This window comes from Butyricimonas sp. Marseille-P3923 (assembly GCF_900184685.1).
GTDB classification, from domain to species: Bacteria; Bacteroidota; Bacteroidia; order Bacteroidales; family Marinifilaceae; genus Butyricimonas; species Butyricimonas muris.
In genome coordinates this window covers 469,061-495,283 of the sequence record NZ_FXXL01000006.1, presented here as the reverse complement: position 1 = coordinate 495,283, position 26,223 = coordinate 469,061, and the positions used below count along the sequence as shown (strand labels likewise).

The window sequence follows — 26,223 nt, the reverse complement described above, 5'->3', positions numbered from 1 at the left end:
CCTTCCTGCTGCTAAAATATCCGTTTTTACTCGTTATAGCCCGCGGAGGTTACATTTTTTGAATCTTTATGAAAGTATGTATATCGTCGATTTCGATGATCTGCACATCTTCATCGGCTTTGTCTGCCAGCGTAACGTTCTCTGCCAGAACCTGACTGGCGATATACTCCTTGAAATTCTCCACGGCATCGTTAATGTCTTTATGCTTGCCGATTTGAAGATCTATTTTGTCCGTCACGTTGAAATCTTTTTCCTTTCTCAAATTCTGAATCCGGTTGATCAACTCTCTGGCGATACCTTCCTCGCGCAATTCTTTCGTGATGTTGATATCCAGAGCCACCGTCAATCGTCCCTCGTTGGCAACCAGCCAGCCCGGGATATCTTCCGACATGATTTCCACGTCGTTCAGTGTCAATTCCAGATTCTCCGTGCCTACTTGCAAAGAGTAAGTACCCTGTTTTTCAAAATTATAGATGTCGTTCTGGTCCATTTCTGCCACGAGAGCGGAAATCTGCTTCATGTACTTGCCGTATTTCGGGCCTAAAGTCTTGAAGTTCGGTTTGATCTTCTTGATTAATATCCCGGCGGTATCGGTTATGTACTCGATCTCTTTCACGTTCACTTCCGACAGGATGATATTTTTCACGGCATCCAATTGCGCGGTCATCCCCTCGTCCAAAATCGGGATCAACAACTTGCAAAGCGGTTGGCGGACGCGGATTTGAACTTTCCTTCTCAACCCGAGTACCATGGAGGATATCTGTTGAGCCATATCCATCCGTTCTTCCAGTTGCTTGTCTATCATCGTGTCGTTAGCGACGGGGAAATTCGTGAGGTGAACGCTTGTCGTGTAACGTCCGGTGACACTGTTCAAATCCTTGAACAGGCGATCCATGTAGAACGGTGCGATGGGTGACGACAGGATAGCCACGGTTTCCAAGCAGGTGTACAGTGTCTGGTAAGCCGACAACTTGTCCGTGGTTTGTTCCCCTCCCCAGTAACGTTTCCGGGAAAGACGCACGTACCAGTTCGACAGGTTCTCGATCACGAAATTCTGTATAGCACGTCCGGCTCTGGTCGGTTCGTAACTCTCGTAAGCCTCGGTAACTTCCTTGATCAAGCTATTGAGTAAAGAAAGTATCCAGCGGTCGATCTCCGGTCTTTCGTTGAACGGAACTTCCGGCTCGGCATACGTGAAGTTGTCGATATTGGCGTACAAGGCAAAGAAACTGTACGTGTTGTACAGCGTTCCGAAAAATTTGCGCTTCACTTCCTCCACCCCGGCGATGTCGAATTTCAAGTTATCCCACGGTTGCGCGTTAGTAATCATGTACCAGCGCAAGGGATCGGAACCCTGTTTCTCGATCGTGTCGAAGGGGTCGATGGCGTTGCCCAACCGTTTCGACATCTTGTTCCCTTTGGCATCCAGTACCAGCCCGTTGGAGATGATATTCTTGAACGCCACGGAATCGAACACCATGGTGGCGATAGCGTGAAGCGTGAAGAACCACCCGCGGGTTTGATCCACTCCCTCGGCGATAAAGTCGGCAGGGAATTTGATATGATTGTCTATCAACTCTTTGTTCTCGAACGGGTAGTGCACCTGCGCGTAGGGCATGGCTCCCGAGTCGAACCAAACGTCGATCAGGTCTTTCTCGCGGTACATCGGTTGTCCCGTGGGCGATACCAGTATAATGTCATCCACGTACGGGCGATGCAAATCTATTTTATCGTAATTCTCTTTCGAGTAATCTCCTGCTTTGAAATCCTTGAACGGGTTTTCCTTCATCACGCCCGCTTGTACGGCTTTCTCCATCTCTTCCATTAATTCCTGTACCGAACCGATGCATATTTTCTCGGTTCCGTCCTCGCTTACCCATATCGGGAGCGGGGTACCCCAGTAACGGGAACGGGAAAGATTCCAGTCCACGAGGTTTTCCAACCATTTGCCGAAACGCCCTTCACCCGTGCTCGCGGGTTTCCAGTTGATCGTTTTGTTCAGTTCGATCATCCGGTCGCGTACCGCCGTGGTCTTGATAAACCAAGAATCCAGCGGGTAGTAAAGCACCGGTTTATCCGTGCGCCAGCAATGCGGGTAGTTATGCTCGTGTTTTTCTACCTTGAACGCTTTGTTCTCCCGTTTCAACAGGATACTCAGGTCTATATCCAGCGTGGGATCGTTGTCCGTTAATTCTGGGTCGTATGCGTTTTTCACGAAGCGTCCGGCAAACTCCCCGTACAAGTCGATATTCACGTTGTTTTTCAAGAAATCGGGGTCGATTTCACTCGGCAGGAACAAACGTCCCCGCTTGTCAACCATCGGTTGTCTATTGCCATCTTTGTCTATCAACAACATGGGAGCTATGCCTGCCATCTTGGCAACCCGGTCGTCGTCCGCACCGAAAGTCGGGGCGATATGCACGATACCAGTACCGTCCTCCGTGCTCACGTAATCACCCAAGATCACGCGGAATGCGTCGCCCATGGGTGTCATCCACGGTAACAATTGCTCGTAACGGATGCCCTCGAGTTCCGTGCCTTGATATTCGGCAACCACCTCGTAAGGAATAAGTTTATCTCCCTCCTTGTAATCACCTAGGGCAATATCCTCCGCTTTCTTGTTAAAGTAAGCGCTGAAGCGGTCTTTCGCCAAAATAAGGGTTACAGGGCGGAATGTATACGGGTTGTAAGTTTTCACTTCCACGTACGTGATAGCGGGGCCTACAGCCAATGCCGTGTTGGATGGTAATGTCCACGGGGTAGTTGTCCACGCGGTGAAGTACACTTCGTCGCTATGCGCGAACAGCTTTTCCGATTTCTCGTCCCGTACCACTTTGAATTGTGCTACGCACGTGGTGTCCTTCACGTCCCGATAGCATCCCGGTTGGTTCAGTTCGTGCGTGCTCAACCCGGTTCCTGCCGCCGGGGAGTAGGGTTGTATGGTGTATCCCTTGTAAAGGAATCCTTTTTCGTACAGTTGTTTCAACAGGTACCACAAGGTTTCGATATACCGGTTGTCGTAGGTGATGTACGGGTCTTCCATGTTTACCCAGTATCCCATCTTGTCGGTTAAGTCTTCCCACTCACGGGTGAATTTCATCACGTCCGCACGACATTCTTTGTTGTAGTCTGCCACCGATATGGTTTTCCCGATATTCTCTTTCGTGATACCGAGTTTCTTTTCCACGCCCAATTCAACCGGAAGTCCGTGGGTATCCCATCCCGCTTTCCGTTCAACGAGAAATCCTTGTAAAGTTTTGTACCTGCAAATAATATCTTTAATCGTCCGTGCCATTACGTGGTGAATACCCGGCATACCGTTTGCCGAAGGGGGACCTTCAAAAAAGACAAACGAGGGATGCCCCTCTCTAATCTTCAAGCTCTCCTCGAACGTGTGTTGAGCTTTCCACTCTTTCAGGACGTCTTTGTTTACCTGAGAGAGATCCAATCCTTTGTACTTTTGGAATTTTTTGTCCATCGTGACTCCTAACTTTTTAGATATTATTATTGCACGTTTAAAAAATCAAGTTGCAAATATACCATTTTATTTAGAAAGTAGAAATACTGATAGGAATTGATGTCTTTTTTTACTCGATCGCGATATCGACACGTGCAATTTTCTTTTCCCCGGTGATTTACGAGAGGTTATTCTCTAGTCGTCTGGAATACAGTAATGAATCCCGTATCAATGGTGTATCACTTCCGGTTCACTTCCGTGTAAAACGCTATTAGTTCCCTATTAAAACGCTATTAAAACCCTATACTATAATAGCGTTCTTATAGGGAATTAAAAGGACTACTAAAGTTTTATAAGTACTATTCATCCGGAAGTGATACGGAATTGATACTGCATTTATAACTGTATTGGAGAGGTTTCCCCTGTTAATTCAGTATCTATAGCCCTAGTGTGTCATTTTATCTTCCATGGAAGATAAAATGTCATAATTCATTGTTTTTATTTTCTATAAGGATAAAAGGTGCGTGAAAAGTTTTTTATGGTATCAAAATGGCGTATTTTGTAGTTTCTGGCGTTAATCAAATGTTGGGATGAAACTATTTGTAATAGCTGTTGTTTTGAGTGCTTTGTTTGATTTAACAAACGTTATGAGGGTGTCAAAAATCATTTTCCTCTAAAACTCCTCCGTCGGCTACGCCGCTACCTTCTCTATGAACAGAGGAAGTGCTGGTGAGTTTTTCTGGAAACAGAGGGAGAGTTGAGTTTAGACAAGGACTTTTGTCCCCCTCATGACGTTTCAATCTATTGGCTAATCCAATGATTCTTTGATAATGCGCAGAGTTTCTTTCTTGTATTCCTTGCGGTTATACTTTTCTCCTCTGCACATCGAACAGTTACATGGAGTTCCTGAGGTTTTGTAAACTCTTGCCCATTTTTCTTTTGCCAACTCGAACCAATGCGGATGACTATCAATACTGCCATCCTCGTGAATAATGCAATGTCTATAAGCGGCATAAAGAATCATGCGAGCTTTGAACACGCGTGTCATTTGCCGGTGTCTCCATAATTTGTTTCTTTTGTCCATCGTCTCTTTGTATTAAAGTTAGGATGAACAATGATGTTGCTTTCTTGAGACTTAATGTATCCATAATCAGTATTCTGGTTTATTGAAGAATATTACAATTCCGCTTGCGGGAAGAATTGGAAAATAAGTGTCGGGAGCTGTTTTTTCGTGTTCTGCCCGATTTGAATCAAGGGTTTGAAATGGGTGGGGTATTTTTGTACCATCGGGTAGACGGTGACATACCCGTGGCGGAACCAACGGTCGATGATGACGTGCGAGAGGTTTTTCTCTTTGAACGTGTTGAGCAGGTCTTCCGGGGTGGCGTATTGCGGGAAACTGGTTGATTTCCGACCTCCCGAGAAGAGGTAGAATAATTCCGGTTTGCGACAAGCGATGCGGGCGTCTTCCGGTAAGTTCTTTTTGCACCAGTTGATGGCGTATATGTATTCTACGAAAGCGGCGTCGGCAATTTTTTCGTTCCAAACTTTATACGTGGCGAAATTTTGCTGTGGTTTTAGGGCTTTGGCGTAATGCGGAAAGAGGAAAAGGGACACGATGACCATTCCCCCGGTGGGGATTAGACGTGTGAATTTTGTTTCCGGCATTTTCTTTACAAGCAAGCGCAATCCTTCCACGCAGCCGTTCAGGAACAGGAAGATGAATAACGGAATGATGCCGATGAAGTAACGGTGTCCGGCGTATTGTTCCGGCCAGACCATGAGTACTGCCATGGTGATGCCGATGTACAGGAAGAGCAGGAGTTTCATGTGGGGTAAGGCTATTAATCCCAAAATCATGAGAATAACGATGCATGTGCCTTTGATGAGGTCTGTTCGGGTTACTTTTTGGTCAAATGCGGGTTCGTCGGAGATGACGGCAGTGGGTATCCATTTCCCGATGTAGCTGACGAGATTGTTTTGCACGCGTTCCGTCCAGTCGGAGAATGTTTCCATGGTTTGTCCCTTGGGCTTTTTCTTGAAGTCTTTGAGGTAATCGCTTTGAGTTACCCCGATGCTTTTGTTTCTGAAATCCCACGCGGTTTTAGCCCCGGCGAAAGTGGTAATAATGATGCATAGGGTGAGCAGGTTGTTTGTTAGGGCTCGTTTGTTGAGATGAATGATTCGCGCGTCGCTGTTCTCCCGCTTGCTTTTTAGCCATTCGAGGGCTTTTTGTCCGCAAATGAGCAGCATGTAGAGTATGGCGGCGATAATGATGGAGGTTCCCATGGTGCGGACGAAGTAGATGTAATTCAGCCCGATGATGATTCCAGCGAAATAGAGTATTTGCCGGCGGGGACGGTCTTTGCTGAAAAGGCGGTCCGTGTCGAGAAGGCTGAAGAGGTAGAGTACTCCCATTGTCAGGAAGGTGAACAACATTTCGCTCATCACGATGGTCGAGTAGCGCAACATGGCTTGCTGCATGCAGCATAGCAGGCAGGTCAGTAATGCCAGAAGCAAATTGCCTGAAATTCTTTTCGTCAGGAAGAAAAGAAGCAGGATGGATAAGCCGAAAAGAACGCCGTTCGCTATTTTCAGTGCCGTGTAGGATTTGAAAAACAGCAAGATGAGTGCCGTGAATAACGGGTAACCCGGGGGAAAGTGCGAGTGGGGGCTTTCCTCGAGGAACATGATGTTGGTGTATCCCTGCCCGGAGGCGAGGGCTTTGCCGAGGGCGTAGTAGTACACGTTGTCACCGTTTAAGTCCGGTTTGAAGTCAAATATTTGTATGTAGTTGAAGACGAATACACAGGTGATGATACCTAAACAGTAATATATTAACGTTCGGGGTTGTATGTTTTTGAATATATTCATGATCGTGGTATTTATTCGAGTGAATGTTTGTTCGCGAATCGTATTTTTACCAGCACCCAGATGGCTATCAATCCGTCTTTCCAGTTGATTTTTTTGCCTTCCTCGATGCTACGGGGATAGTAACGGATAGGGAGTTCCGGTATTTTGTATCCCCGGCGGCAGACGATTGCCGTGACCTCGGGACAGAACTCGAAGCCCGTGGATTTTAAGGGGATGGAACGCAATAGTCCCGAGTCGAACATCTTGTAGCAGGTCGGCTCGTCCGTGAGGTGTTGCCCGTACAGCAGGTTCGTCACTATGGAGAGGAGCCGTCCGCCAAGGTAGAAGCTCTGGTAGGAGTGTTTGTTCGTTTTGTTCAGGAAACGGGAACCGTAAATGACTTTTCCGTCGTTCTCTATCATCCATTCCAGTAGCGGGTTGTAATCTTCGGGGTTGTATTCAAGGTCAGCGTCCTGAATGATTGTCCAATTGCCCGTGATTTTTTGGATTCCCGCTCGAATTGCAGCTCCTTTTCCTTGATTGTGCGGCTGTTTGTGATAAACGAGAGTGCAGTCCAAGTAAGTTTCTGTAAAACGCAGGATTTCTTCTTCCGTGTTATCTTTGGAACAATCGTTTACAACAATAATTTCTTTACGAATATCATGGACGAGGCGGGTATGATGTACTTTTTCCAGTAACCGGAATATGGTACTCGCTTCGTTGTACGCGGGTATGATGATGGACAAGGTCTGTTGTTTCATGAACGAGAGTGAATTGGTTCCGACATATGGTTTCTCAACACGAATTGGGCGGTTGTCCGGCTTCGTTGTTCCACGAGTGACGGGCAGTCGCCTATTATTTCCCGGATGGCTTCTTCCGTGTAGTGGCGTATGGTTATCAGTTTGACATCCTGGTTGTAACGTACCTCAAATTCTTCTTGCAATTGTTGCAGAAATTCATTGAAGATGACCGTGTTGCAATCTATGCAGAACGAGAAGCTGATGGCGGAGTTTTGCATCAGGTTCAGCTTGAGTTTGTATCGTGCAAGTATGGCAAAGATGTGACTGAGTTTTTCTTCGGCGATGAAGGAAAAATCTCTTGGCGTGAGGGTTAGCAGGCATTGATTCCCCTTGTTGATGTATATGGGGGGGAGTTTCAGGTGCTCGTCTATTTCCTCGATGATTGTTCCGCTTGATTCCGGGTGCAGGAATGATTTTACATACAGGGGAATTTGTTTGTTCTGTATCGGTTTTATGGTTTTCGGGTGAATGACTTTTGCCCCGAAGTGGGATAGCTCGATGGCTTCTTTGTACGACATTTTGCTGATGACTTGTGCCTTGTCGTATTCTTTGGGGTCGGCATTCATTACTCCCGGTACGTCTTTCCAGATGGTGACATCCTCGGCGTTCAGCAGGTTGGCAAGTAATGCCGCCGTGTAATCGGAGCCCTCGCGTCCCAGCGTGGTGGTTTGGTTGGTACGGGTTCCGGCGATGAAGCCTTGGGTGACGTAGATGGTGGTATTTTTAAAATCGAAAGCCTCTTCGCAGAGCTGCCCGGAGAGTTCAAGGTCGATGTTGCCGTTCCGGTAGTTCTGGTCGGTTTTCAAGTATTTGCGTATGTCGATGAACAGGTTGTCGATTCCTTTCAGCCTTAAATAATGGGAAATAATCGTGGTCGAGATGAGTTCCCCGAAGCTGATGATACGGTCGTACTCGTAGTCGTAGCACAGGGAAGATTCGGTATTCAAGATGTTTTCGAGGGAGGTGAATAATTCGTCCAGATTTTTGTAGACCGAAGCATTTAGGGGAAATAACGAGTTGACGATGTCGAGGTGAAAGTTTTTCAATTCTTCCATGATTGCCACTGTTTTACTATCCCGGTGGAAATAAGCATTGCATAGTGTTTCCAGCAAATTGGTCGTTTTGCCCATCGCGGAAACGACCACGATGAGTTGCCCGTGTTGCCCGCGGACAATAGAGGATAGATTTTTAACTCCTTCGGCATCTTTCACGGATGCTCCCCCGAACTTGAATACCTTCATGTAATTTCGTGATTTTAAGATTGCGAAACAAAGGTATGTTTTTAAATGAAAAAATGCAATGGAAAGAAAAGTCCATTGTTATGAAATGGACTTTATGAATTGGTAGGAGTAAATGTGAATAAAATTTGACTGAGCTTTAGGATATAAATGTAAAAAATATTAATATATTTGCAAAATACGCTACGATAAAATTCAACCATATATAATGGGGAGTAATATGAAAAATTCAATTCTAATTTTGATTTTGGGTATATTTAGTGTACAAGGTATTGCTAAAAATATACAACATGAATATTCTGTTTCTAGTGATACTCTGAAACTGAAATATAACAGTATTGACTTTATTGGAACTTGGGTTTCAAAAGTAGCTACAAATGATACCGTGGAGATTACACTTGTGAAGAAAGTGATGTACGCGAAAAAGATGAACCAATATTTCGAGGCTATCGTGGGATCTGTTAAACGGATAAAAAATGGTCATATTGTTTTTTATAGAGAAATTAAAGAGAACAATATTGTAGAAGAATCCGGCATTCCGTTAGTGGGTGGAGCATATAGACCTGATGAACTGATATTCACGTATTGGGAAGGAGAACAATCTAACAACAATGGTCTTGCATATCTAACAAGAAAAGATAGCAATAATGCTACTTGGATACTAAAATCTACTCGGGAAAAACAAGGTCTTGACAAGTTCCAAATACCCGGTCTACTAAATTTTACAAGGAAATAATAGTATGTTTAAATAAGATTGACATGGAATTCTTCCGGGTACATGGAAGGTGTTTTTCTTCCATGAATAAATGAAGGCTGTGCATACTGCCTTTCGTCTCGGATTTTATTTCGAGAGTGTTGCATTAAATCCAAGGTTATTGAAGGTTGGAGATGTTGTCGAGAGAAGTGTTTGAATGTTATAATAATATTAAATCACGGGGAGTTACGTGAAGTATCAGAGAATTAAATTGTATATTCGCGAACGTTTACCGCTGGATAGTAGGCGGTGGGACACGAGTTCGTGGTGGAGGAATGAATTAAATTCGATTATATATAAACGTGAAATTTAAACAGATGAAGAGAGTTTTAATTGTTTTAGTTGCTTTACTTTCAACGTCAATCGTGCGGGCGGATGAAGGTATGTGGCTGTTGTCCCTGCTCGGGAAAAATATTGAGCAGATGCAGGCACAAGGGTGTAAATTGACGGCGGAAGATATTTATTCCGTGAACAAGGCGTCGTTGAAAGATGCTATCGTGGGTTTGGGTAACGCCGGACGCCCGTTTTGGCATTTCTGTTCGGGTGAGATTATTTCCGACAAGGGATTGGTCTTGACGAACCACCATTGTGGTTTTGGTGTGATTCAAAAGCACTCCACGGTGGAGCATGATTACTTGTCTAACGGTTTCTGGGCATATGATATGAAAGATGAGTTGCCGAATCCCGGGATCACGGCTTCTATCTTGCAACGCATGGAAGATGTTACTGACAAGGTGAATGCCGTTTTGAAAGACGATATGACAGAGGCACAACGTGCTGAGGTTATTGGTGCGGTTTCAAAACAGATTGCGGCGGAAGCCGTGAAAGGTACTAACCTGCAGGCGCAAGTTATCGATATGTTCGAGGGAAATCAATTCTTTTTGTTGGTGTACAAGATTTATCAGGATGTTCGTTTGGTGGGAGCTCCGCCACAGAGCATGGGTAAATTCGGTGGTGACACGGACAACTGGGTATGGCCCCGTCATACTGCCGATTTCTGTATGATGCGTGTTTATACCGGACCGGACGGAGAACCTGCTCCTTATTCTCAGAATAATATTCCCTTGAAACCGAAACATCATTTACCTGTTTCCGCTAAAGGCGTACAGGACGGTGATTTCGCCATGATCATGGGATTCCCCGGAACGACGGATCGTTTCCTGACTTCTTTCGGTCTGAAAGAAACGATGGATGTAACGAACGATATCCGTTATAAAGTGCGTACAGAGAAATTGCGCGTGATGAAAGAAGGAATGGATGCAGATCCGAAAACCCGTATCCAATACGCTTCTAAATATGCATCGTGCGCGAATTACTGGAAATATTCTCACGAGCAGAATATCGCTTTGAAGAACTTGAACACCATGGGTGAGAAGGAGAAGATCGAGCGTGAATTTACAACTTGGATGAATGCCGAGTCTGCTCGTAAAGCTAAATATGGTAATGCTTTGACTTTGATTAAGGAAGGCTATGAAGCTATGCATCCTTACAACGAGGCTATGTCTTATATGCAGGAAGCCGGTCTTCAGGGAGCGGAGAGTCCGTTGTTTGCCGTTCGCGTGACGAACACGCTGAAAGCGTATTTCGACGAGAAAACTCCGGAGATGATCAAAGGACGCATGATGGACGCGATTAAGGATAATGCGACTGAGTTTTTCAAGGATTATAACAAGGATGTTGAGAAGAATTTGATCGCTACAATGCTGAAGATGTACAGCGATAACGTGGCTGAAGAATGGCACCCGGAAGTGATCAAAATGATCAATAAGAAATACAAGGGTAATTACGATAAGTTTGCCAAGGAGGTATCAGAGAAATCAATATTTACCGATCAGGCTCGTTTTGACGCCTTTTTGGCAAAACCCGATATGAAGAAGTTGGAGAAGGACCCGGGATATGTTATGGGTAACTCTTTGTTTGAGACTTACCAGAAATTGGGTGGTTTGACACAAGAGATGCGGACGAATATCGCTAAAGGTGACCGTCTGTTCGTGAAAGGATTGATGGAGATGCAACCCGACAAAGTATGGGCGCCGAACGCTAATTCCACGATTCGTTTGACTTACGGTAACGTGAAGAGCTACAAACCGAAGGATGCCGTATTCTATGATTATTATACCACTTTAACCGGTGTGATGGAAAAAGAAGGCCCGAAAGGCGGAGAGTTCGAGGTTCCGCAGAAGTTGAAAGATTTGTATTATGCAAAGAATTTCGGTCGCTACGGTGCTGACAATATTTCTGTGAACTTTATCACGAATAACGATATCACGGGTGGTAACTCCGGTTCTCCGGTGATCAACGCTTACGGTGAGTTGATCGGTACCGCTTTCGACGGGAACTCTGAAGCTATGTCTGGTGATATCGATTTCGAGGAAAATTTGCAAAGATGTATCAATCTGGATACGCGATATATGTTGTTTATTGTAGACAAGATGGCTAATGCCCAGAACTTGATCAATGAAATGACGATTGTGTACTAATTGAGTTTGAAAGTTTATAAAGTTCATAAGGTTTATAAAGTAACGGGTGTCCTTCGGACTATGCTTATCGGCAACTCAAGTTGCCGTAGACAAAGCGCCCCGCAGGGGTCCAATACTTTATAAACCTTATGAACTTTATAAACTTTATAAACTATAATACTTCATGAACTTTTCTTTTTGAACCATTCTTGCAGGGATTCCATGATGTAGTAGAAGTTGGGCATAAAGAGTGTGCCGACGAGGGATGTCATTAACATACCGTAGAATACTGCGGTGCCGAGAGAGATTCGGCTGGCCGCACCTGCTCCGGTGGAAATGATCAAGGGGAATACACCGAGGATGAAGGCGAATGAGGTCATCAAAATCGGGCGTAAACGTACCCGTCCGGCCTCCAGAGCCGCTTCGCTGATCGGCTTTCCCGCGGCACGATAGTCCCGGGCGAATTCCACGATTAGGATGGCATTTTTTGCCGTGAGGGCAATCAGCAGGATGATACCGATCTGGGTGTAGACGCTGATCGGCAAATTCATTACAAGGCATCCGATGACAACGCCCAAAAGGGCAATAGGCAATCCCATGACAACGGCGAAAGGTGACGTCCAGCTCTCGTATTGAGCGGCAAGAATAAGGAATGCCACGAGGATGGCGAGAATGAATATCGCGGTGGTGGTTGAACTGGCATTTTCTTCCTGATAGGACAGGCCTGTCCACTCGTACCCGAACGTGTTGCCTAATTCTTCTTTGACGACTTGCTCCATGGCGGTAAGGGCTTGACCGGAACTGTATCCTGCTGCTGCCGAGCCGGATATGGAAGCTGCCGCGTAGGTGTTGTACTTGGGTAGTAATTCTGTGCCTAGACGTTGTTCCACGGTGGTAAAGGCGGAGAATGGAACCATGTTGCCTTGTGTGTTTTTCACGTTGAGGAACAACACATCATCGATGACTTCACGGGTGGAAGGCAGGCCTTGGAGGTTTACTTGAAAAGTACGTCCGTATTTCACGAAGTTGTTGACGTAGATAGAACCGATATATGCCGACAACGCGCTGAACACGTCGCCGATGGGGATTTGCATTAATTCCACTTTGTCCCGGTCTATGTTCAGGTAATATTGCGGAACACTGGCTCTGAACGTGGAGCGGAGCATGGCAAGTCCGGGGTATCGGTTGCCGGCATCGACAAGATGATCCGTGGCTTGTTGCAGGGCTGCTGAACCGTAATTATTGATGTCTTCCAGCATGAGTTGGAAGCCGCTGCTTTCTCCTAACCCGGGTATGGGTGGCGGGGATACGGCATAACTCTGTGCCTCGGGGATTTCCACGTAAGCGAGTTCGTTGAAACGGGTAGTGATGGCATCGACTCCGAGGGCTTTTGCTTTACGTTTGTCCCAGTTTTCGAGCATCACGAAAATGGATGCCGCGTTGGAACTTTGAGCGTTGTCCATCATGGAGAAGCCATTGATAGTGATATAGGTTCGCACCCCGTCGATGTCTTTTAATATGGCTCCGGCTTTGGCAGATGCCTCTTCCGTGCGGGAGAGGGAAGCCCCGTCGGGGAGTTGCATGGAGACGAGGAAATATCCCTGATCTTCGTTCGGAACGAAAGTGGTCGGTCTGTACATGAAGCCCAAGAAGGCAAGTACGGACAAAACGATAAAGATAAACATCGCCAGAGCCGATTTGCGGATAAAGCCCCGTACTACCCACATGTACCCGTTACTGGTCTTTTCGAAGAATTTATTGAATCCCTTGAAAAGGAAGAAACGGGATGGTTTTGCCGGTTTCAAGAATAGCGCACAAAGGGCGGGGCTAAGAGTCAGGGCGTTGAATCCGCTGATCACGGTAGCGGCGGCAATCGTGAGGGCAAACTGTTTGTAGAGCGAACCGGTGATTCCCCCGATAAATGCCGTGGGAATGAACACGGCGAGCAAAACGAGTATAATGCCGACAATGGCGCCTGAAACCTCTTTCATGGCTTGGGTGACGGCTGCCCGCATATCGGTGTATTTCCCGGTTTCTATCAGTCGGTAGCTATTCTCGACGATGATAATGGCGTCGTCGACTACCAGTCCGATGGCGAGTACCAGTCCGAAAAGAGTCAGCGTGTTGATCGAGAAACCGAGTATGTTCATGAAGGCAAAGGTTCCGACAAGCGAGACGGGGATTGCTATCAACGGGATCAGCATCGCCCGCCAGTTTTGCAAGAACAGTAGTATAACGATGAGCACGAGCAGGAATGCGGTACCTAAAGTTTTGTATATCTCTTTGATGGAGGCGTGAATAAATTCCGTGGTGTCGAGTGTGATGTTGAGGTTTACTCCGTCGGGGAGGTAGGACGAGAGGGTGTTTACCCGTGCTTTGATTCGTTGGGAAACGTCGATGGCGTTGGCACCCGGAAGCTGATAAATGGCGATGGCGGCGACAGCACCACCTTTCAACGTGGCACTGGCACTGTATGACTGGCTGCCAAGTTCCACCGTGGCGACATCTTTTACCCGGAGGTATTTCCCGCCGGGGAGAGCTTTGATTATGATATTGCCGAATTCTTCTTCATTGACAAGTAATCCTTGTGTTTCGAGAGTATATTGGAAAGCTACCGGGCTTGCCAAAGGGGGTGCACCTACTGAGCCGGGGGCTACCTGTATGTTCTGGCTTTCGATAGCGGAAATGATTTCTTCCGGACTGACATCCCGGATAGCGAGTAAATTCGGGTCCAGCCATACGCGCATACTGTAATTGCCGGCACCGAAGGAACCGACACTTCCCACCCCTTTGATTCGGCTTAATTCGTTGACGAGGTTTAACTCCGCGTAGTTGGAGAGGTATAGGGCATCATAGCTCGGGTTGTCCGAGGTCAGGGTGAGGAACATGACCACGTTGGTAGATTCTTTCGTGGTCGTGATACCCAGTTTGGTGACTTCCTGCGGGAGTGCGCTTTGGGCTATGTTTACCCGGTTTTGCACGAGGACGGTTGCCATGTCGAGGTCGGTACCGACTTCAAACGTGACCGTGAGTTTGTATATTCCCGCGCTGGACGAGGTGGACGACATGTATAACATCCCTTCCACCCCGTTCACTTGTTGTTCGATCGGGGTTGCCACCATCTGCGCTATGGTCGTGGCGTTGGCTCCCGGGTATTGTGCCTCCACGACTACCGTCGGCGGCGTGATCGTGGGGTATTGTTCCACGGGTAATGAGCTCAAGGAGATCACTCCTGCCACCACGATAAGGATGGAAAGGACAGTGGCGAATATAGGGCGGTTGATGAAAAACTTGGACATCATAAAGATTGAATTTTAGATTTATGATTTTGGATTTATGATTTACGATTTAAGGAGTCGGCAACGTTGGGTTTCGTGTGGCTGGAATCTAAAATCGTAAATCTAAAATCTAAAATTTTAAAATGGGTTTAATTTTCATTCCCGGACGGATGTTGATGAGGGCTTTGGTCACGTAGCGGTCTTCGGTGGTGATGCCGCTGATGATTTCCCGCATGCCGTCAGGGGTTAGGGTTCCGACTTTTACTTGACGAAATTCCACGGTATCGTCGGGGGTGACGAGGTAGATGTAACGTCCTCCTTGGTTGGTACTGATGGAAGCCTCGGGAATGACGATGGCTTTCGGTACACTCTTGTAAGGTACGACAACTTTCACGTACATTCCGCTCAACAAATCCCCGTTCGGGTTTCTGGCTATTGCCCGTACGGTGATGGTTCCCGTGGAGAGGTCGACGTTGGGCGACCGGTAATCGAGAGAGGCAATCCATGTTTTTTCGGGATTGTTCACGTCTTGTATCGTGACGGGTAGTGCCGACGGACTGTTTTGGGGTAATTGCATGAAATCGGCGTATGCCATATTGAAATAAAGGTACATCTGGTTGTCCTTGTATATGGTTGCCAGTGCCGAATTGTTGGCGTCGGTTCCTACCATATTACCGGGATCGACCATGTTACGGGATATCCGTCCCGTGAAAGGAGCTTTTACCGTGCAATAGGATAGGTCTATATTGGCGGAACTCAATTGCGCCCGCGCATCCTCGTAGGCGGCAACCGCTTCCCCGTAATCCGATTGGGATTGCAGGTAGTCTATTTCGCTGATAGCCTTATTTTTCACGGCTTCTTTCATGCGTTCGTAGGATGCCTTGGCGTATGCCAGTTTGGATTTGCAACTTTCTACATTCGCTTCGGCTTGGGCAACCTTGTCTTTGTAAGGTTGAGGTTCTATCACGAAAAGAGTTTGTCCTTCCCGTACCCGCTGACCGGGGGTGAAGTTGTACGAATCGAGATACCCAGATACGCGGGCAACTAGATTGACGGTCTGTTCCGCTTCCATATACCCCGGGTATTCAAACGTGTAAACCACGGTACGGAATCCCGGATGAGCGACCTCCACCGAGGGAGCCTGAGGTGTTTCTTTTTTTTGCTTGGAATCCCCACATCCCGTTAAAAAGATGATCGGAATAAAGAAGATAAAACTGGATACTTTCATAATAAATATGTATGTTAGTTCGTGTAAATGAAATCTAAAATTATTCCACAGGCCATCCTCCGCCAAGAGCCTGATAGAGTTCTATCAAGTAACGGAGTGACGCTGCCCGCGCTTCCACGAGGGAATTTTCGTAATTCAGCAGGCTCAATTGTGACGTGAGCACATTCTGGTAGCTTGTCAGACCGTTTTTATATTGTTCTATCGCCAGATCCTGTGTTAATTGTGATTGCTGGTAAGCATCGTTCAGGGCGGAGATTTGCGAGAGGGATTTGTTGTAAGTTACCAGCGCGTTGTCCACTTCCTGTAAGGCGGTGAGCAAGGTCTGGTTGTACGAGTTGATCTCTTCATCCAATTGGATTTGTGCTGATTTCTTGGATTCCACGAGGTTACGACCGCTGAATATCGTCCACTTGATAGAGGGAGCAATTTGCCATATCATGTTTTCCTTGTCCGTGAAGTGTTCGAAGTTCTCGGAAGCGTAACCGATGTAACCTGTCACGAGAAATTTCGGCCACCAGTCGGCACGGCTTGCCCCGACAGCCTCGGCCAGTCCGTCGATAGTTCTCTCTGCCGAACGTACATCCGGTCGTTGGCGGATCAGGTTCGCGGGAATCCCGACGGCTGCCGCTCTCGGGTTTTCCGGGAGCGGGTGTGTTCTGAACAGGGAATCCCGAATCTGAACGGAATGTTCCCCGATCAATACCCCGATCAGGTTTATTTGTTGCGCGATAGTTGATTCGATACCCGGAAGGGATGCTTTTGTTTGCAGGTAAAGACTTTTTGCCTGAGCCACGTCGAGCCGGGATGCGAGTCCCACGTTTAGTTTGGATTCCGTGAGTTCCATGACCTGTTTTTGGGATTCGATATTCCTTTGAGTCACTTCGAGTTGCTTCTGGGCGCAACGCAGATTGACGTATGCCGTGGACAACTGGGCGGCAAGTGATACCATAACTCCCCGGTAGTCTTCTTGGGCGGCGAGATAGAACTCTTTCTGTGAGGAACTTTCTTTACGGATTCGTCCGAAAACGTCGAGTTCCCAGTTCAAATTGACCGTGGCGCTTCCCACCCGTTCGATGATGTTTTTCTTGTCGGCGCTAAGACTGCTCTTTTCCGGTGCGTAACTACCCGAGAAGTAGATGGTCGGGTAATAAGGACTCCGGTCTACCCGTAATTTGGCTTTAGCCAGTTCTATTTTGCGGATCGCGTTACGGACGTCGTAGTTTTTGATTACCGCTTTGTCAATCAGCGTGTCGAGTATGGGATCTCTGAACAGTTTCCACCATTCGTCGTTCGAGGGAAGTGTCTGTTGCAGGTTCGGGGCATTGCTAGTCCTTTTGTAAGGTTTGTTGACTTGTGGCGGGGCAGCTTTCCCCGCCAAAGTTATAAGTGTGAAAATAATAAATGACAGGATACATCCTGTCCTCGTCATAGCAGCCAGTCTCATAGTGTATAAATTGTGTTAGTCTATTTTCTACTAACTGCTATACGAGAATAAGGAAAAAATGTTAGAACCCGAAATTCATTTCGTCTGTAACAATAACTACTTGGGCGGACGGAGCGTTAAGTATTTTTCGCTCGCTTTCCGTTGCCGGGCGTATTTGAATAATTTGCATCGGGTCGACGTTGAATGTTCTCGTGAGCCGATTGTTGACGAGTAATGACGGTTCGGACAGTTTCTCCGGATTGACCGTAAATTCCTGATTTTTGTATTTGTATTTCAAGACGCCGTTGGAATAGCTGATGAATTGTCCTGATTTTTTCAGGGTGTTGATAATCACGTGGGACTTCTTCGCGTTACCCGGTTCGGTGACCATAATCACGTTGGCGATTTCCTCCGGTATCCCGTTTTTCAAGCTGTCGGCGGCATATTCTACCCCGTCGATCAAGTACGCGAGTTCCGAATTGGTAACGTTTACTTTGATACGGGTTTTACCGTTCTCGCGGATGACTTCCAGACCGTTGGAAATAGATTCGGACATGCCGTCCATCCCGTTGAACATACTGCCCATGTTGCGGAATGCCTCTTCTGCACGTTTCATCATATCTTCCATGCTGCCCATATTCCCGAATCGTTCCCGTAGGGTTCCGAAAGGATCTTCGCCGAAGAGCGAATCTCTCTTAACCCCGAATCTCTCTTCCATCCGTTTGAGCAGGTCCATCGGGTTGCCCATCCTCTCGGCGAAAGAACTGCCTTCGGCGGGAGTGTTGATGTATGCCAGTCTGTCAAGTCCTTTCACATTGAGAGCCGCAGCGATCTCATCCACATTATCCAAGTCGATATTTCCCTTTAATTCAATCACGGAGAGCTGTTCTCTTTCTTCGTTCCATAATACTAATGCCGTGATCTGCTCGTTGTTCTGTGTCACGTACAGACGCTCCTGACCGTATACGCCTTGATGGCTGCGTACGAGAGTGTACTTGGACTCGTTTTCCATGATCGGGATTAGTCTTTGGTTGATTTCTTCGACTACTTTAGGGGTTGCCCGTTTTTTGTCAACGTACATCACGTTGATTTCTTTCATGTTATTCAAGGCTTCTTCCGCGGCGATAGACATATCGCTTTGTTTATACAGTTTATAAAGCGATGGGGTTAGCATCGTCACGGTTATGCCTTCCTTGTTACGGAACGCTTTCATCTCTTTGCCTACCTGCGCTTGCAGGGGAAAAACGATGACAAGGCTTACTATACACGTTAATAAACATCTGATCTTCATAACCTGATAATTTTATTGTTATACTGGCACATTCTTTTTTAACCGACAGTAAATTTAATGGAATAACCCGTTCATTATTCCCGGCTTAACGTTATTTACAAAAGTTATACCATTGGGCGAGAAATTTTATACCTTTGAAGCCGAAAATAATTTATGATTTGCGATTTCATGATTTATGATTGAATGGAAAGAAATCGTAAATCATAGATCATAAATCATAAATTACTATGTTGGGGTATAATTTCGGGATTATCGCTTATCGCGGCGCTATTGGTATTGCTTCTCTGTTTAACGAGAAAGCGGCTTTGTGGGTGAAGGGAAGAAAGGGAATATGGAAACGGATGGAAGCGGCAGGACGGGAAAAAGGACGATTGGTGTGGTTTCATGCCTCCTCGCTCGGGGAGTTTGAGCAAGGACGTCCGGTGATCGAGAAGTTGAAAGAGAGAGAGCCTTACACGAAGATATTGTTGACTTTTTTCTCCCCCTCGGGTTACGAGATTCGGAAGAATTATCCCGGGGCGGATTATATATTCTATTTGCCGACGGATACCCCGGCAAATGCCCGTCGCTTTATGAAGATATGGCATCCCGATGCTGCCGTGTTCGTGAAATACGAGTACTGGTATAATTATCTCCGGGAGTTGCACGAACGTGAAGTGCCGACTTATTTGATATCTGCTATCTTCCGCCGGGAGCAGCCTTTTTTCAAAAAGTGGGGCGGACTGTACCGCCGGATGTTACGTTTCTTTACCCGCCTTTACGTGCAGGACGAGGAATCCGTTAAGTTGCTCGCCTCTATCGGGATTACCCACGTGCAACAGACGGGAGATACCCGTTTTGATCGCGTGAAACAGATCGCGGATGCGGCAAAACGAATCGAGAAAGTGGAAGCGTTCTGTAATGACCGCCGTGCCGTGGTTTGCGGAAGTACATGGCCGGGGGACGAGGAGATTATCATGGACTATATCAATAAGCAGGAAGGGGATTTTAAATGGATTATCGTGCCTCACGAGATCGGGGAGGGGCATATCCGTGATATTCTGAACAAGTGTCATAAACCCGTGGCACGTTACACGGATGAAAATGCCGATGTGACGAAATGTCAAGTACTTGTGGTCGATACTATCGGGGTGCTGTCGTCTATATACCGGTATGGTTCCATTTCCTATATCGGCGGCGGTTTCGGCAAGGGTATCCACAACACGTTGGAAGCTGCGATATACGGAATCCCGGTGATTTTCGGTCCCAAGTATCATAAATTCAAAGAAGCGGTAGACTTGATTGATTGCGGGGGAGCGTTCTCGATCAAGGATAAGGAACAATTCACGTCCTTGCTCGACTCGTTAATAAATAGCCCGGCTATCGCTGAGGCAGCCGGGCAAAGTGCTTTAAAGTTTGTCAATAAACAATTGGGCGCTACGGATGCGATTATTCGCCAGTTAGTAGAATAGGACTTCTTCTTCCGCTTCATTTTCCACTTCGACACCCTTGATCCATGCTTTCAAGGTCTTTAGGATGGCGTCGCGGGTAAGGTTTTCGAAGTCTTTGATACGGCATTTGTGATCCATATCCGCTTTTATGTATTTGGCACACTTGGTATTCTTTTTCAAGTCAACGGCGGTAGCACTCCACGGGTCTATTCCCCCGTAGATAAAGAGCATATTTTCCGCTTTTGTTTGTAGCCAGTTATTTATGTCATGTAATTGTTTCGTGTTGAAAGGCGTATTCTCGTATCCCTTGGGCATAGCGAAGTCAAAGGTGATTATGTTGTCCTTTTCTTCTTTGAAATATTTTTTGAAGGGCTTGATGTTGTACGCGTACATGCCCGTTTCGGTCAGTGCGGCGTAATAGAAGGCCTCGATGTCTCTGATGGATTGGTCACTGAAGAAATCCGGTGACGAGATGCGGACAAGATAATTGTATATCTGTTCGAAGTCTTCCACTTCCGGTTGTGGCATATCGTTGATGTTATTGCCCCATTGCCAGAATGCAAACGGGAATTCCATGATGATTAATTTCAATGCCCGCTCCGTGCCGCCTGCTTTTTCGAATGTATAGCCTCTTGAACGTGCCGTTTCTTCCAGCATGGGTAATAATTTGTTGAGGTTCTCGAAACATTTTTTCTGGAAATCGAAGATTTGCCATTTGGTTTCTTTACCGCCACCTTCGAGCAAATGTCTGTTTTCCGGGGTATCGCCGAGTTTAGAAAGGAATTTCTCTAAACGGGGGTCCACTTTCTCTAGGTTAATCGGGGCAACATAAGGTACGCTGACTTCCACGTCCTCCGGGTAGAAGTAACGGTGGTAGACGGTGGTCTGTCCGCCTTTGCTGATACCGGTTGATATCCATCTCGTGTCGGGGTATACCTTTTGGCGCAAACTTTGGATGATCTCGTGTTGGTCGGTAGCCGCTTGTTTCAGCGTCAAGTCCGACCAAGGAGTTTCCCCGGCGGGCTTGCTGTTGTTGAAGAAACGGTGTTCTATCGTGAGTTGGTTTGTCTTGAATAATTGCGATAACTCGCTTTCGGTGGGAGAATATATCCCGTATCCTTCCAAGATTGCCACCATGGGCGCTTTGAAGTCCCGATGCCCGAGCAACACCCGTTGTTTGAATGTGCCTTTCGCGGGATTGTTATGGTCGAGCGGTTGTTCGTACCAAAACTCGTAATATTCGCTATAGGGAGGAACTTTTAATTCCCGTATATCGGATATCTCTTTGATTTGCTGTAATTTCTGTAATAACGGCCCGTTCGCGAATAACGTTCCGCATGCTAATAATAGGGATACAACAAGTGTAAATACATATTTCATAGGTCAGCTCTTTATTTTTCAGTCTGCAAGGTATGAATTTTATATGAAAAAGATACCTTTGTTACACTATTTAAAAATTAAAAGAATATGAAAAGAATTTTGTTATTAATCGCGTTATCCTTGTGTTTGTGGAGTGTCGCGGAGGCAAAAGCTCCTCAGACCCAACCTTCAAAAGAATATGTAGAGACGTTGAAAAAGATGATCACTGTTTCCGGCGGTGATGCTACTTTCAAAATGGTCGTTCCGCAAATGTTTGCCATGATGAAGCAACAATTGCCGAATGTACCCGAGGAATTTTGGAAAACAGCCGAGGCGGAAATTATGAAAACCATCATGGACGATGTTGTCGGTATGTTGGCTCCGGTTTATTCGAAACACCTGACACAGGCTGATTTGGAAGGTATTATCAAATTCTATGAAACACCCGTGGGTAAGAAAATGGCTGCCGCACAACCGGGAATCATGTCCGAAAGTATGAAAGTAGGGCAACAATGGGGAATGCAGATCGCGATGAAGATACAGGGGATGTTGAAGGAGAAAGGGTATATGTGATTTACGATTTTAAATTTTAGATTTGATTGATCCCGTGTTTTGTCCGAGGGGATGTTCTATAGTTTGAATGTATGAGCTCAATTCCCACTCATTTCCTATTGAAAAAGGGAAATATAAGATTCGAAAAGGAAGCTGATTGTGATTTGATGATAAGGTAGTATTTGTTATTTTTAATAGGAATTGTTATGTAATATGGGAATATTCCCCGCCCGCATCAGATAGAAGTGCTTACACTGGGAGAGCAATATATTAAGGCGAGTCAAAAGTCCGTTAATATTTCGAACTTTTGACTCGTCCTTTTAAAATATAAAATTAATAAATTTCGGAACCCGATTGTGCGTTATAGGCATTTCCTACTTTGTAAATGCAATCAACAATCTTTCCGATATTCTGGTTGGCTTCGGCATGGAATAATATTCCTTCTTCCCGTAGATTATCGGCATCAATGAGATAAAATTCCCCGTTGTTCAACCCTATACCGAGGACATCTCCTTCCAAGTTTATCTCTACGCTCGTGATAGCATCCTTGAAAGGAATTTTCACTTTCTCGTAACCCGTGGTGAGTTCATCGATCGTACAATAATATAATTCATTATTATTTGCTCCACTGGTAAAGTATAGGAATGGAGTTCCTCTCGATAACCTGAAAATAGTTTTGTCTGTTACAAGGTCGTTGCCGACAAACACTTTCTCGAATCTGGGCGTGTACTCGACGGCATCGTCCCAGTTGATCTCATAGTCAAATTTATGGAAATAGTACTGATTGTTATTTCGATCTTTTAATATCGAGATAACATCTGTTGTACCGTTAGAACTGGTGTGCCATCCCCAGAATCTAACCGCTTTGTCGATGTTGTCCAACGGGGTAAAGCCTTCCGGCATAGTTGCCCCGGAAGCGAGTACGAAATCCGTTAGTTGAATGCCGCTGCGGTCCCCGTAGTAGGGATTGTCGGATAAAAATACCATTCTGCTTCGTTGGTCATTTATTTTGTCTAACAGGATGAGGCTTCTGGAGTCGTTGAAATTGGGCAACAGGATGCGAGAGCAGTTAAGGTCTTTTCCCGTTTCCAAGTCTTTCTTGGGCATACTGAAGAATCTTCCGGACTGGTATTCTTCCGTGCTGGCGTTGTTCCTGTAATATACTTTTCCGTCATTAGAGAGAAGGTACCCGGCGGCGTAAGTGTATGCCATATCTTTGAGCGAGAAATTTTGAGGGTATTTGTCCCCGACAAATTCTTTTTCCGTGTCGATTACCTTCGCAAGGGAACTGCCTTCCAGTTCCACGGAGCCGGATTGTTGGGCTACCATGATTTGCCCTTTCGTCCGGAATACATCTGCGTTGAAATGCTCGTGTAATTTGATAGGTTTTGAGCCTAACTCTCCGTCATTGACCTTGTTGTAGATGTCCGTGTCGAGCGAGTAAGTGCGAGTGACATTACCTTCTTCGTCTTCTTGTTTGTTGATTTTTATCATGGACAAAGAAGATTTGTTGTCCTTCTCCGCCAAGATAAGCCATCCATTTTGGTATGTGCCGGCAACGGTGACCAAGAATTTGTAGATGTATAACATTTGGTTGTCGACGTCCTCCACCCGGTAGTACAAGGTGCTGGTTTTCCCGGCATAGTATTCAAAATGTTCAATGTGCAGTTCTGGAGTGGTGGCTATGACCTCTTCCAAGTGCCGCCATTCATGTTTTAGATTAACGTTTACGCTGTCAATGGCAAATTTTAATTTGGGAACAATATCTAGGGGGTCGCCGAAATAAATACTATTGTTATACGGAATGTTTTCAAAGGTGATTTTGTTTAGTTCTTTATAGTCATAATTCCCTTTGTCGTCAAAACATCCCCATGCTGTGAAAACTAGCAATAATAACCAAATATATTTCTTTTTCATAATGTCTTGTTTTTTAAATTAACCGATAACAGGTACTGTCATTACTTGATCGCCGTCCATGACGGGACCTTCCGGGCTATTGGCTCGTTCAATGAGGTAGTATTTGAATTTTAGGCTTAGTTCATAAATTTCATCCCGTTCCATTCCTGTCAGGTCTGAAACTCCGGTTGCTTTCATGAATTCTTCGTACTTGGCGTGAGAATATTTCCCCAGGTATACTTTCCTGATATTGTCATTCCACCATGCCGGTTGGCTTTTTTGCGAGGTAAAGACAATTTTCGCAAGACGTTGGGGGCGAGGACCGGCGGTGTACGTGTCCGAACTTTCGATGGAAACATACAAGTGGATAAACTGGTTATCTAGCTTTGCGCTTTTATTTATCCAGACTCTGATGGTGTCTTTCTCGTGATTGGCTCGGAAAACCGGATTTTCAGGCAATGAGTAATCTTCGGGAGTTGCGGTGGATAATTTCGTGTCGATACCCAGTTTTAAAGGAATATCTTCAGAGGCTAATTCTCCTCCGAGAGTGAGTTCAAGGTCTACCGGGTATTTATCCTGTCCGGGGTGGAAAAAGAACGAGAGAGTCGTGCTGTCCGATTCGTAATTGTTCGAGAAGTAGATGTAGCTCTTTCCGTTATATACCGGGGTATCTTTTTCCGTGCAAGCTGCAAAACACGTTGTCAGTGTTGCGATGATTAAATATATTTTATTCATAACATATAGTTTTTAAGAGGTTAAATATTTTCCCCGTCCGGGATGGGCAGGACATAGTCCGGCGAAACAGTTCCGTTTTTGCCGTCCCAAATGCCTTGGTTCAGGCGTTTGTACATGAAAAAGACTTGTCCTTCGGATACAAATTCCTTGTGTGCGTCCAAGCGAAGTTTCCCGAGAAATTCATCTTTGGATAAGTTGGTTCCCATGTTGCTGAATGGTAAGCCTCTGGCGTATCTCAGGTCGTTCAGAAGTTTGACGGCATCTGCCAGCCGATCTTTGCTTACCAGGTATTCGCACACGATATGGTACATTTCCGCTTTGCGCAATACTGGGATTAACGGTCCGTTGACTCTTTCGTCGGAATTATTAGTGTATTTTATGTACTTTGCCGACATCCTGGTGGATTTTGTCACCTCCTTGATCATCTCGGAATAGCGTTTGTCTGCGGTTTCGTTGGAGTACAATTCATCCAAATTTTTAAGTTTCAAATATCCGCAATCTCCGCCCGTGTATGCTTCAAAAGTTTCAGAAATCCTTTTGTTGAAGAATGCCAGTAATATGTCATTTCTACTTTTACTATTACCGGAATATCCGCCGTATTTACTAGGGAAATCAATCCCCTCGAAATTGAGGACATATTGAGCTTCGTTGTTGGCTTTTTCGAGTTCGCCGGCATATAGATAAACGCGGGCAAGGATACCCGTGATGTTTAGATAGTTCATGCGGGTACAGCGGTATCCCCAGAATATTCCTCTTTCCTTAAAATAATTTTCGTTTTCAACACGGCAACGCACTCTTTGCAGAGCTTCGATATTATCCGGCATCGTATCCTGGGCGGTTAAATCTTGTGCTTTTTCAAGGTCTGCAATAATTTTGTTCAATACTTCTTTCACACTCAGCCTTTTGTTGTATATGGCAGGATAGGTGTCACAATAAGGAATGTAGTTCCCGTCGCCGCCGGCTGCCAGGGAAGGGGCAAATAACCGTAGCAGGTCAAAGTGGAGGAATCCGCGCAGGGCGTATGCTTCCCCCGTGATCATGTTTTTTTCTTCTTCTTTATATTCAAAAATGGAGGGCGATGCGGATTCTATGTTCGCGATGAGGTTATTGCAGTTGGCGATACATAGATACATGGAAGTCCATATTTTTTCCGTGGCTTCTTTCACGTAAGAATTTTTGTAGTCGTATTTGGCAGCGTTTGTTATTATAAATTCACTACTCGTGACAATGGATGAAGGATCGTATAGTTGTCCCATGGCATCCAACATTCCCCAGGTCATTTGCTGTCCATACAGTTTCTCCGTGGATAACTCTTGGTAAATACCAAGTAAAGCGTTTCTGTACCCTTGACCTTTTTCAAATAATTGGGATTCTTTCATTTGATCGGAAGCAGCGACGTCCAACCAATCAGAACATGAGGAAAGGCTTAATAAGATAAGGGTAATGTATAAATATATTTTTTTCATAACT

At 45.7% G+C, this 26,223-nt stretch carries 17 protein-coding genes; 4 read left to right on the top strand and 13 right to left on the bottom strand.

The features are described from left to right. Nucleotides 1-49: 49 nt before the first annotated feature. The 5 genes from ileS to CS948_RS07865 all read right to left on the bottom strand — a co-directional run bounded on the left by ileS (nucleotide 50) and on the right by CS948_RS07865 (nucleotide 8,351). On the bottom strand, nucleotides 50-3,478 hold the full coding sequence (gene ileS, locus CS948_RS07885) for an isoleucine--tRNA ligase (protein ID WP_099291151.1): 3,429 nt from the start codon (nucleotides 3,476-3,478) through the stop codon (nucleotides 50-52). Between the two features lie 787 nt (nucleotides 3,479-4,265). Beyond that, a complete protein-coding gene (locus CS948_RS07880) occupies nucleotides 4,266-4,541 on the bottom strand; it encodes a hypothetical protein (RefSeq protein ID WP_099291150.1) in 276 nt (91 codons plus the stop codon). A 92-nt stretch (nucleotides 4,542-4,633) separates the two neighbouring features. Further along, nucleotides 4,634-6,331, bottom strand: a complete 1,698-nt coding sequence (locus tag CS948_RS07875; protein WP_099291149.1) for a hypothetical protein — start codon at nucleotides 6,329-6,331, stop codon at nucleotides 4,634-4,636. An 11-nt stretch (nucleotides 6,332-6,342) separates the two neighbouring features. After that, nucleotides 6,343-7,071, bottom strand: coding sequence for a glycosyltransferase family 2 protein (locus tag CS948_RS07870; RefSeq protein WP_099291148.1), 729 nt, complete (start codon nucleotides 7,069-7,071; stop codon nucleotides 6,343-6,345). Beyond that, nucleotides 7,068-8,351 carry an aspartate kinase gene (locus tag CS948_RS07865; protein WP_099291147.1) on the bottom strand — a complete coding sequence of 428 codons (1,284 nt, stop codon included), beginning with the start codon at nucleotides 8,349-8,351 and terminating at the stop codon, nucleotides 7,068-7,070. Before CS948_RS07865 ends, CS948_RS07870 begins: the two co-directional genes overlap by 4 nt. Before the next feature lie 217 nt (nucleotides 8,352-8,568). Here CS948_RS07865 and CS948_RS07860 point away from each other — a divergent pair, with 217 nt between their 5' ends. Together CS948_RS07860 and CS948_RS07855 are read left to right on the top strand one after the other, a co-directional pair. Beyond that, entirely contained in the window at nucleotides 8,569-9,084 is a 516-nt protein-coding gene (locus tag CS948_RS07860) for a DUF6705 family protein (RefSeq protein WP_141560907.1), read from the top strand. Between the two features lie 335 nt (nucleotides 9,085-9,419). Then, nucleotides 9,420-11,582, top strand: a complete 2,163-nt coding sequence (locus CS948_RS07855) for a S46 family peptidase (RefSeq protein ID WP_099291145.1) — start codon at nucleotides 9,420-9,422, stop codon at nucleotides 11,580-11,582. A 161-nt stretch (nucleotides 11,583-11,743) separates the two neighbouring features. On the opposite strand, the gene CS948_RS07850 is transcribed toward CS948_RS07855, so the two are convergent. The 4 genes from CS948_RS07850 to CS948_RS07835 form a co-directional block, all read right to left on the bottom strand. Then, nucleotides 11,744-14,863 carry an efflux RND transporter permease subunit gene (locus CS948_RS07850; protein ID WP_176554972.1) on the bottom strand — a complete coding sequence of 1,040 codons (3,120 nt, stop codon included), beginning with the start codon at nucleotides 14,861-14,863 and terminating at the stop codon, nucleotides 11,744-11,746. A 106-nt stretch (nucleotides 14,864-14,969) separates the two neighbouring features. Beyond that, nucleotides 14,970-16,067: an efflux RND transporter periplasmic adaptor subunit gene (locus tag CS948_RS07845; protein WP_099291144.1), complete on the bottom strand. Its 1,098-nt coding sequence runs from the start codon at nucleotides 16,065-16,067 to the stop codon at nucleotides 14,970-14,972. 40 nt (nucleotides 16,068-16,107) lie between these two features. Next, nucleotides 16,108-17,511, bottom strand: a complete 1,404-nt coding sequence (locus CS948_RS07840; protein ID WP_099291143.1) for an efflux transporter outer membrane subunit — start codon at nucleotides 17,509-17,511, stop codon at nucleotides 16,108-16,110. A gap of 61 nt (nucleotides 17,512-17,572) precedes the next feature. Then, nucleotides 17,573-18,781 carry a DUF4252 domain-containing protein gene (locus CS948_RS07835; protein WP_099291142.1) on the bottom strand — a complete coding sequence of 403 codons (1,209 nt, stop codon included), beginning with the start codon at nucleotides 18,779-18,781 and terminating at the stop codon, nucleotides 17,573-17,575. Nucleotides 18,782-19,008: 227 nt separating this feature from the next. On the opposite strand from CS948_RS07835, the gene CS948_RS07830 reads away from it, so the two are divergent. Beyond that, entirely contained in the window at nucleotides 19,009-20,232 is a 1,224-nt protein-coding gene (locus CS948_RS07830; RefSeq protein ID WP_255301908.1) for a 3-deoxy-D-manno-octulosonic acid transferase, read from the top strand. Here CS948_RS07830 and CS948_RS07825 read toward each other — a convergent pair. Further along, on the bottom strand, nucleotides 20,221-21,591 hold the full coding sequence (locus CS948_RS07825; RefSeq protein WP_099291141.1) for a S28 family serine protease: 1,371 nt from the start codon (nucleotides 21,589-21,591) through the stop codon (nucleotides 20,221-20,223). The two genes, CS948_RS07830 and CS948_RS07825, sit on opposite strands and share 12 nt — an antisense overlap. An 87-nt stretch (nucleotides 21,592-21,678) precedes the next feature. Here CS948_RS07825 and CS948_RS07820 point away from each other — a divergent pair, with 87 nt between their 5' ends. Next, nucleotides 21,679-22,143, top strand: coding sequence for a DUF2059 domain-containing protein (locus CS948_RS07820; RefSeq protein ID WP_099291140.1), 465 nt, complete (start codon nucleotides 21,679-21,681; stop codon nucleotides 22,141-22,143). Between the two features lie 312 nt (nucleotides 22,144-22,455). On the opposite strand, the gene CS948_RS07815 is transcribed toward CS948_RS07820, so the two are convergent. From CS948_RS07815 to CS948_RS07805, 3 genes are read right to left on the bottom strand one after another with little or no spacing between them, the layout of a single operon-like run. Further along, nucleotides 22,456-24,039, bottom strand: coding sequence for a PKD-like family lipoprotein (locus CS948_RS07815; RefSeq protein ID WP_099291139.1), 1,584 nt, complete (start codon nucleotides 24,037-24,039; stop codon nucleotides 22,456-22,458). A gap of 18 nt (nucleotides 24,040-24,057) precedes the next feature. Then, on the bottom strand, nucleotides 24,058-24,753 hold the full coding sequence (locus tag CS948_RS07810) for a DUF4843 domain-containing protein (protein ID WP_099291138.1): 696 nt from the start codon (nucleotides 24,751-24,753) through the stop codon (nucleotides 24,058-24,060). Between the two features lie 20 nt (nucleotides 24,754-24,773). Beyond that, the gene (locus CS948_RS07805) at nucleotides 24,774-26,219 is read right to left on the bottom strand and encodes a RagB/SusD family nutrient uptake outer membrane protein (RefSeq protein WP_099291137.1); all 1,446 of its coding nucleotides are present in this window, start codon (nucleotides 26,217-26,219) and stop codon (nucleotides 24,774-24,776) included. Between the last annotated feature and the right edge of the window lie 4 nt (nucleotides 26,220-26,223).

What these genes read in the sequence shown, in the direction of transcription:
- ileS (WP_099291151.1), bottom strand. Translation starts at nt 3,478, where the DNA reads ATGGACAAAAAATTCCAAAAGTACAAAGGATTGGATCTCTCTCAGGTA.
- CS948_RS07880 (WP_099291150.1), bottom strand. Translation starts at nt 4,541, where the DNA reads ATGGACAAAAGAAACAAATTATGGAGACACCGGCAAATGACACGCGTG.
- CS948_RS07875 (WP_099291149.1), bottom strand. Translation starts at nt 6,331, where the DNA reads ATGAATATATTCAAAAACATACAACCCCGAACGTTAATATATTACTGT.
- CS948_RS07870 (WP_099291148.1), bottom strand. Translation starts at nt 7,071, where the DNA reads ATGAAACAACAGACCTTGTCCATCATCATACCCGCGTACAACGAAGCG.
- CS948_RS07865 (WP_099291147.1), bottom strand. Translation starts at nt 8,351, where the DNA reads ATGAAGGTATTCAAGTTCGGGGGAGCATCCGTGAAAGATGCCGAAGGA.
- CS948_RS07860 (WP_141560907.1), top strand. Translation starts at nt 8,569, where the DNA reads ATGAAAAATTCAATTCTAATTTTGATTTTGGGTATATTTAGTGTACAA.
- CS948_RS07855 (WP_099291145.1), top strand. Translation starts at nt 9,420, where the DNA reads ATGAAGAGAGTTTTAATTGTTTTAGTTGCTTTACTTTCAACGTCAATC.
- CS948_RS07850 (WP_176554972.1), bottom strand. Translation starts at nt 14,863, where the DNA reads ATGATGTCCAAGTTTTTCATCAACCGCCCTATATTCGCCACTGTCCTT.
- CS948_RS07845 (WP_099291144.1), bottom strand. Translation starts at nt 16,067, where the DNA reads ATGAAAGTATCCAGTTTTATCTTCTTTATTCCGATCATCTTTTTAACG.
- CS948_RS07840 (WP_099291143.1), bottom strand. Translation starts at nt 17,511, where the DNA reads ATGAGACTGGCTGCTATGACGAGGACAGGATGTATCCTGTCATTTATT.
- CS948_RS07835 (WP_099291142.1), bottom strand. Translation starts at nt 18,781, where the DNA reads ATGAAGATCAGATGTTTATTAACGTGTATAGTAAGCCTTGTCATCGTT.
- CS948_RS07830 (WP_255301908.1), top strand. Translation starts at nt 19,009, where the DNA reads ATGTTGGGGTATAATTTCGGGATTATCGCTTATCGCGGCGCTATTGGT.
- CS948_RS07825 (WP_099291141.1), bottom strand. Translation starts at nt 21,591, where the DNA reads ATGAAATATGTATTTACACTTGTTGTATCCCTATTATTAGCATGCGGA.
- CS948_RS07820 (WP_099291140.1), top strand. Translation starts at nt 21,679, where the DNA reads ATGAAAAGAATTTTGTTATTAATCGCGTTATCCTTGTGTTTGTGGAGT.
- CS948_RS07815 (WP_099291139.1), bottom strand. Translation starts at nt 24,039, where the DNA reads ATGAAAAAGAAATATATTTGGTTATTATTGCTAGTTTTCACAGCATGG.
- CS948_RS07810 (WP_099291138.1), bottom strand. Translation starts at nt 24,753, where the DNA reads ATGAATAAAATATATTTAATCATCGCAACACTGACAACGTGTTTTGCA.
- CS948_RS07805 (WP_099291137.1), bottom strand. Translation starts at nt 26,219, where the DNA reads ATGAAAAAAATATATTTATACATTACCCTTATCTTATTAAGCCTTTCC.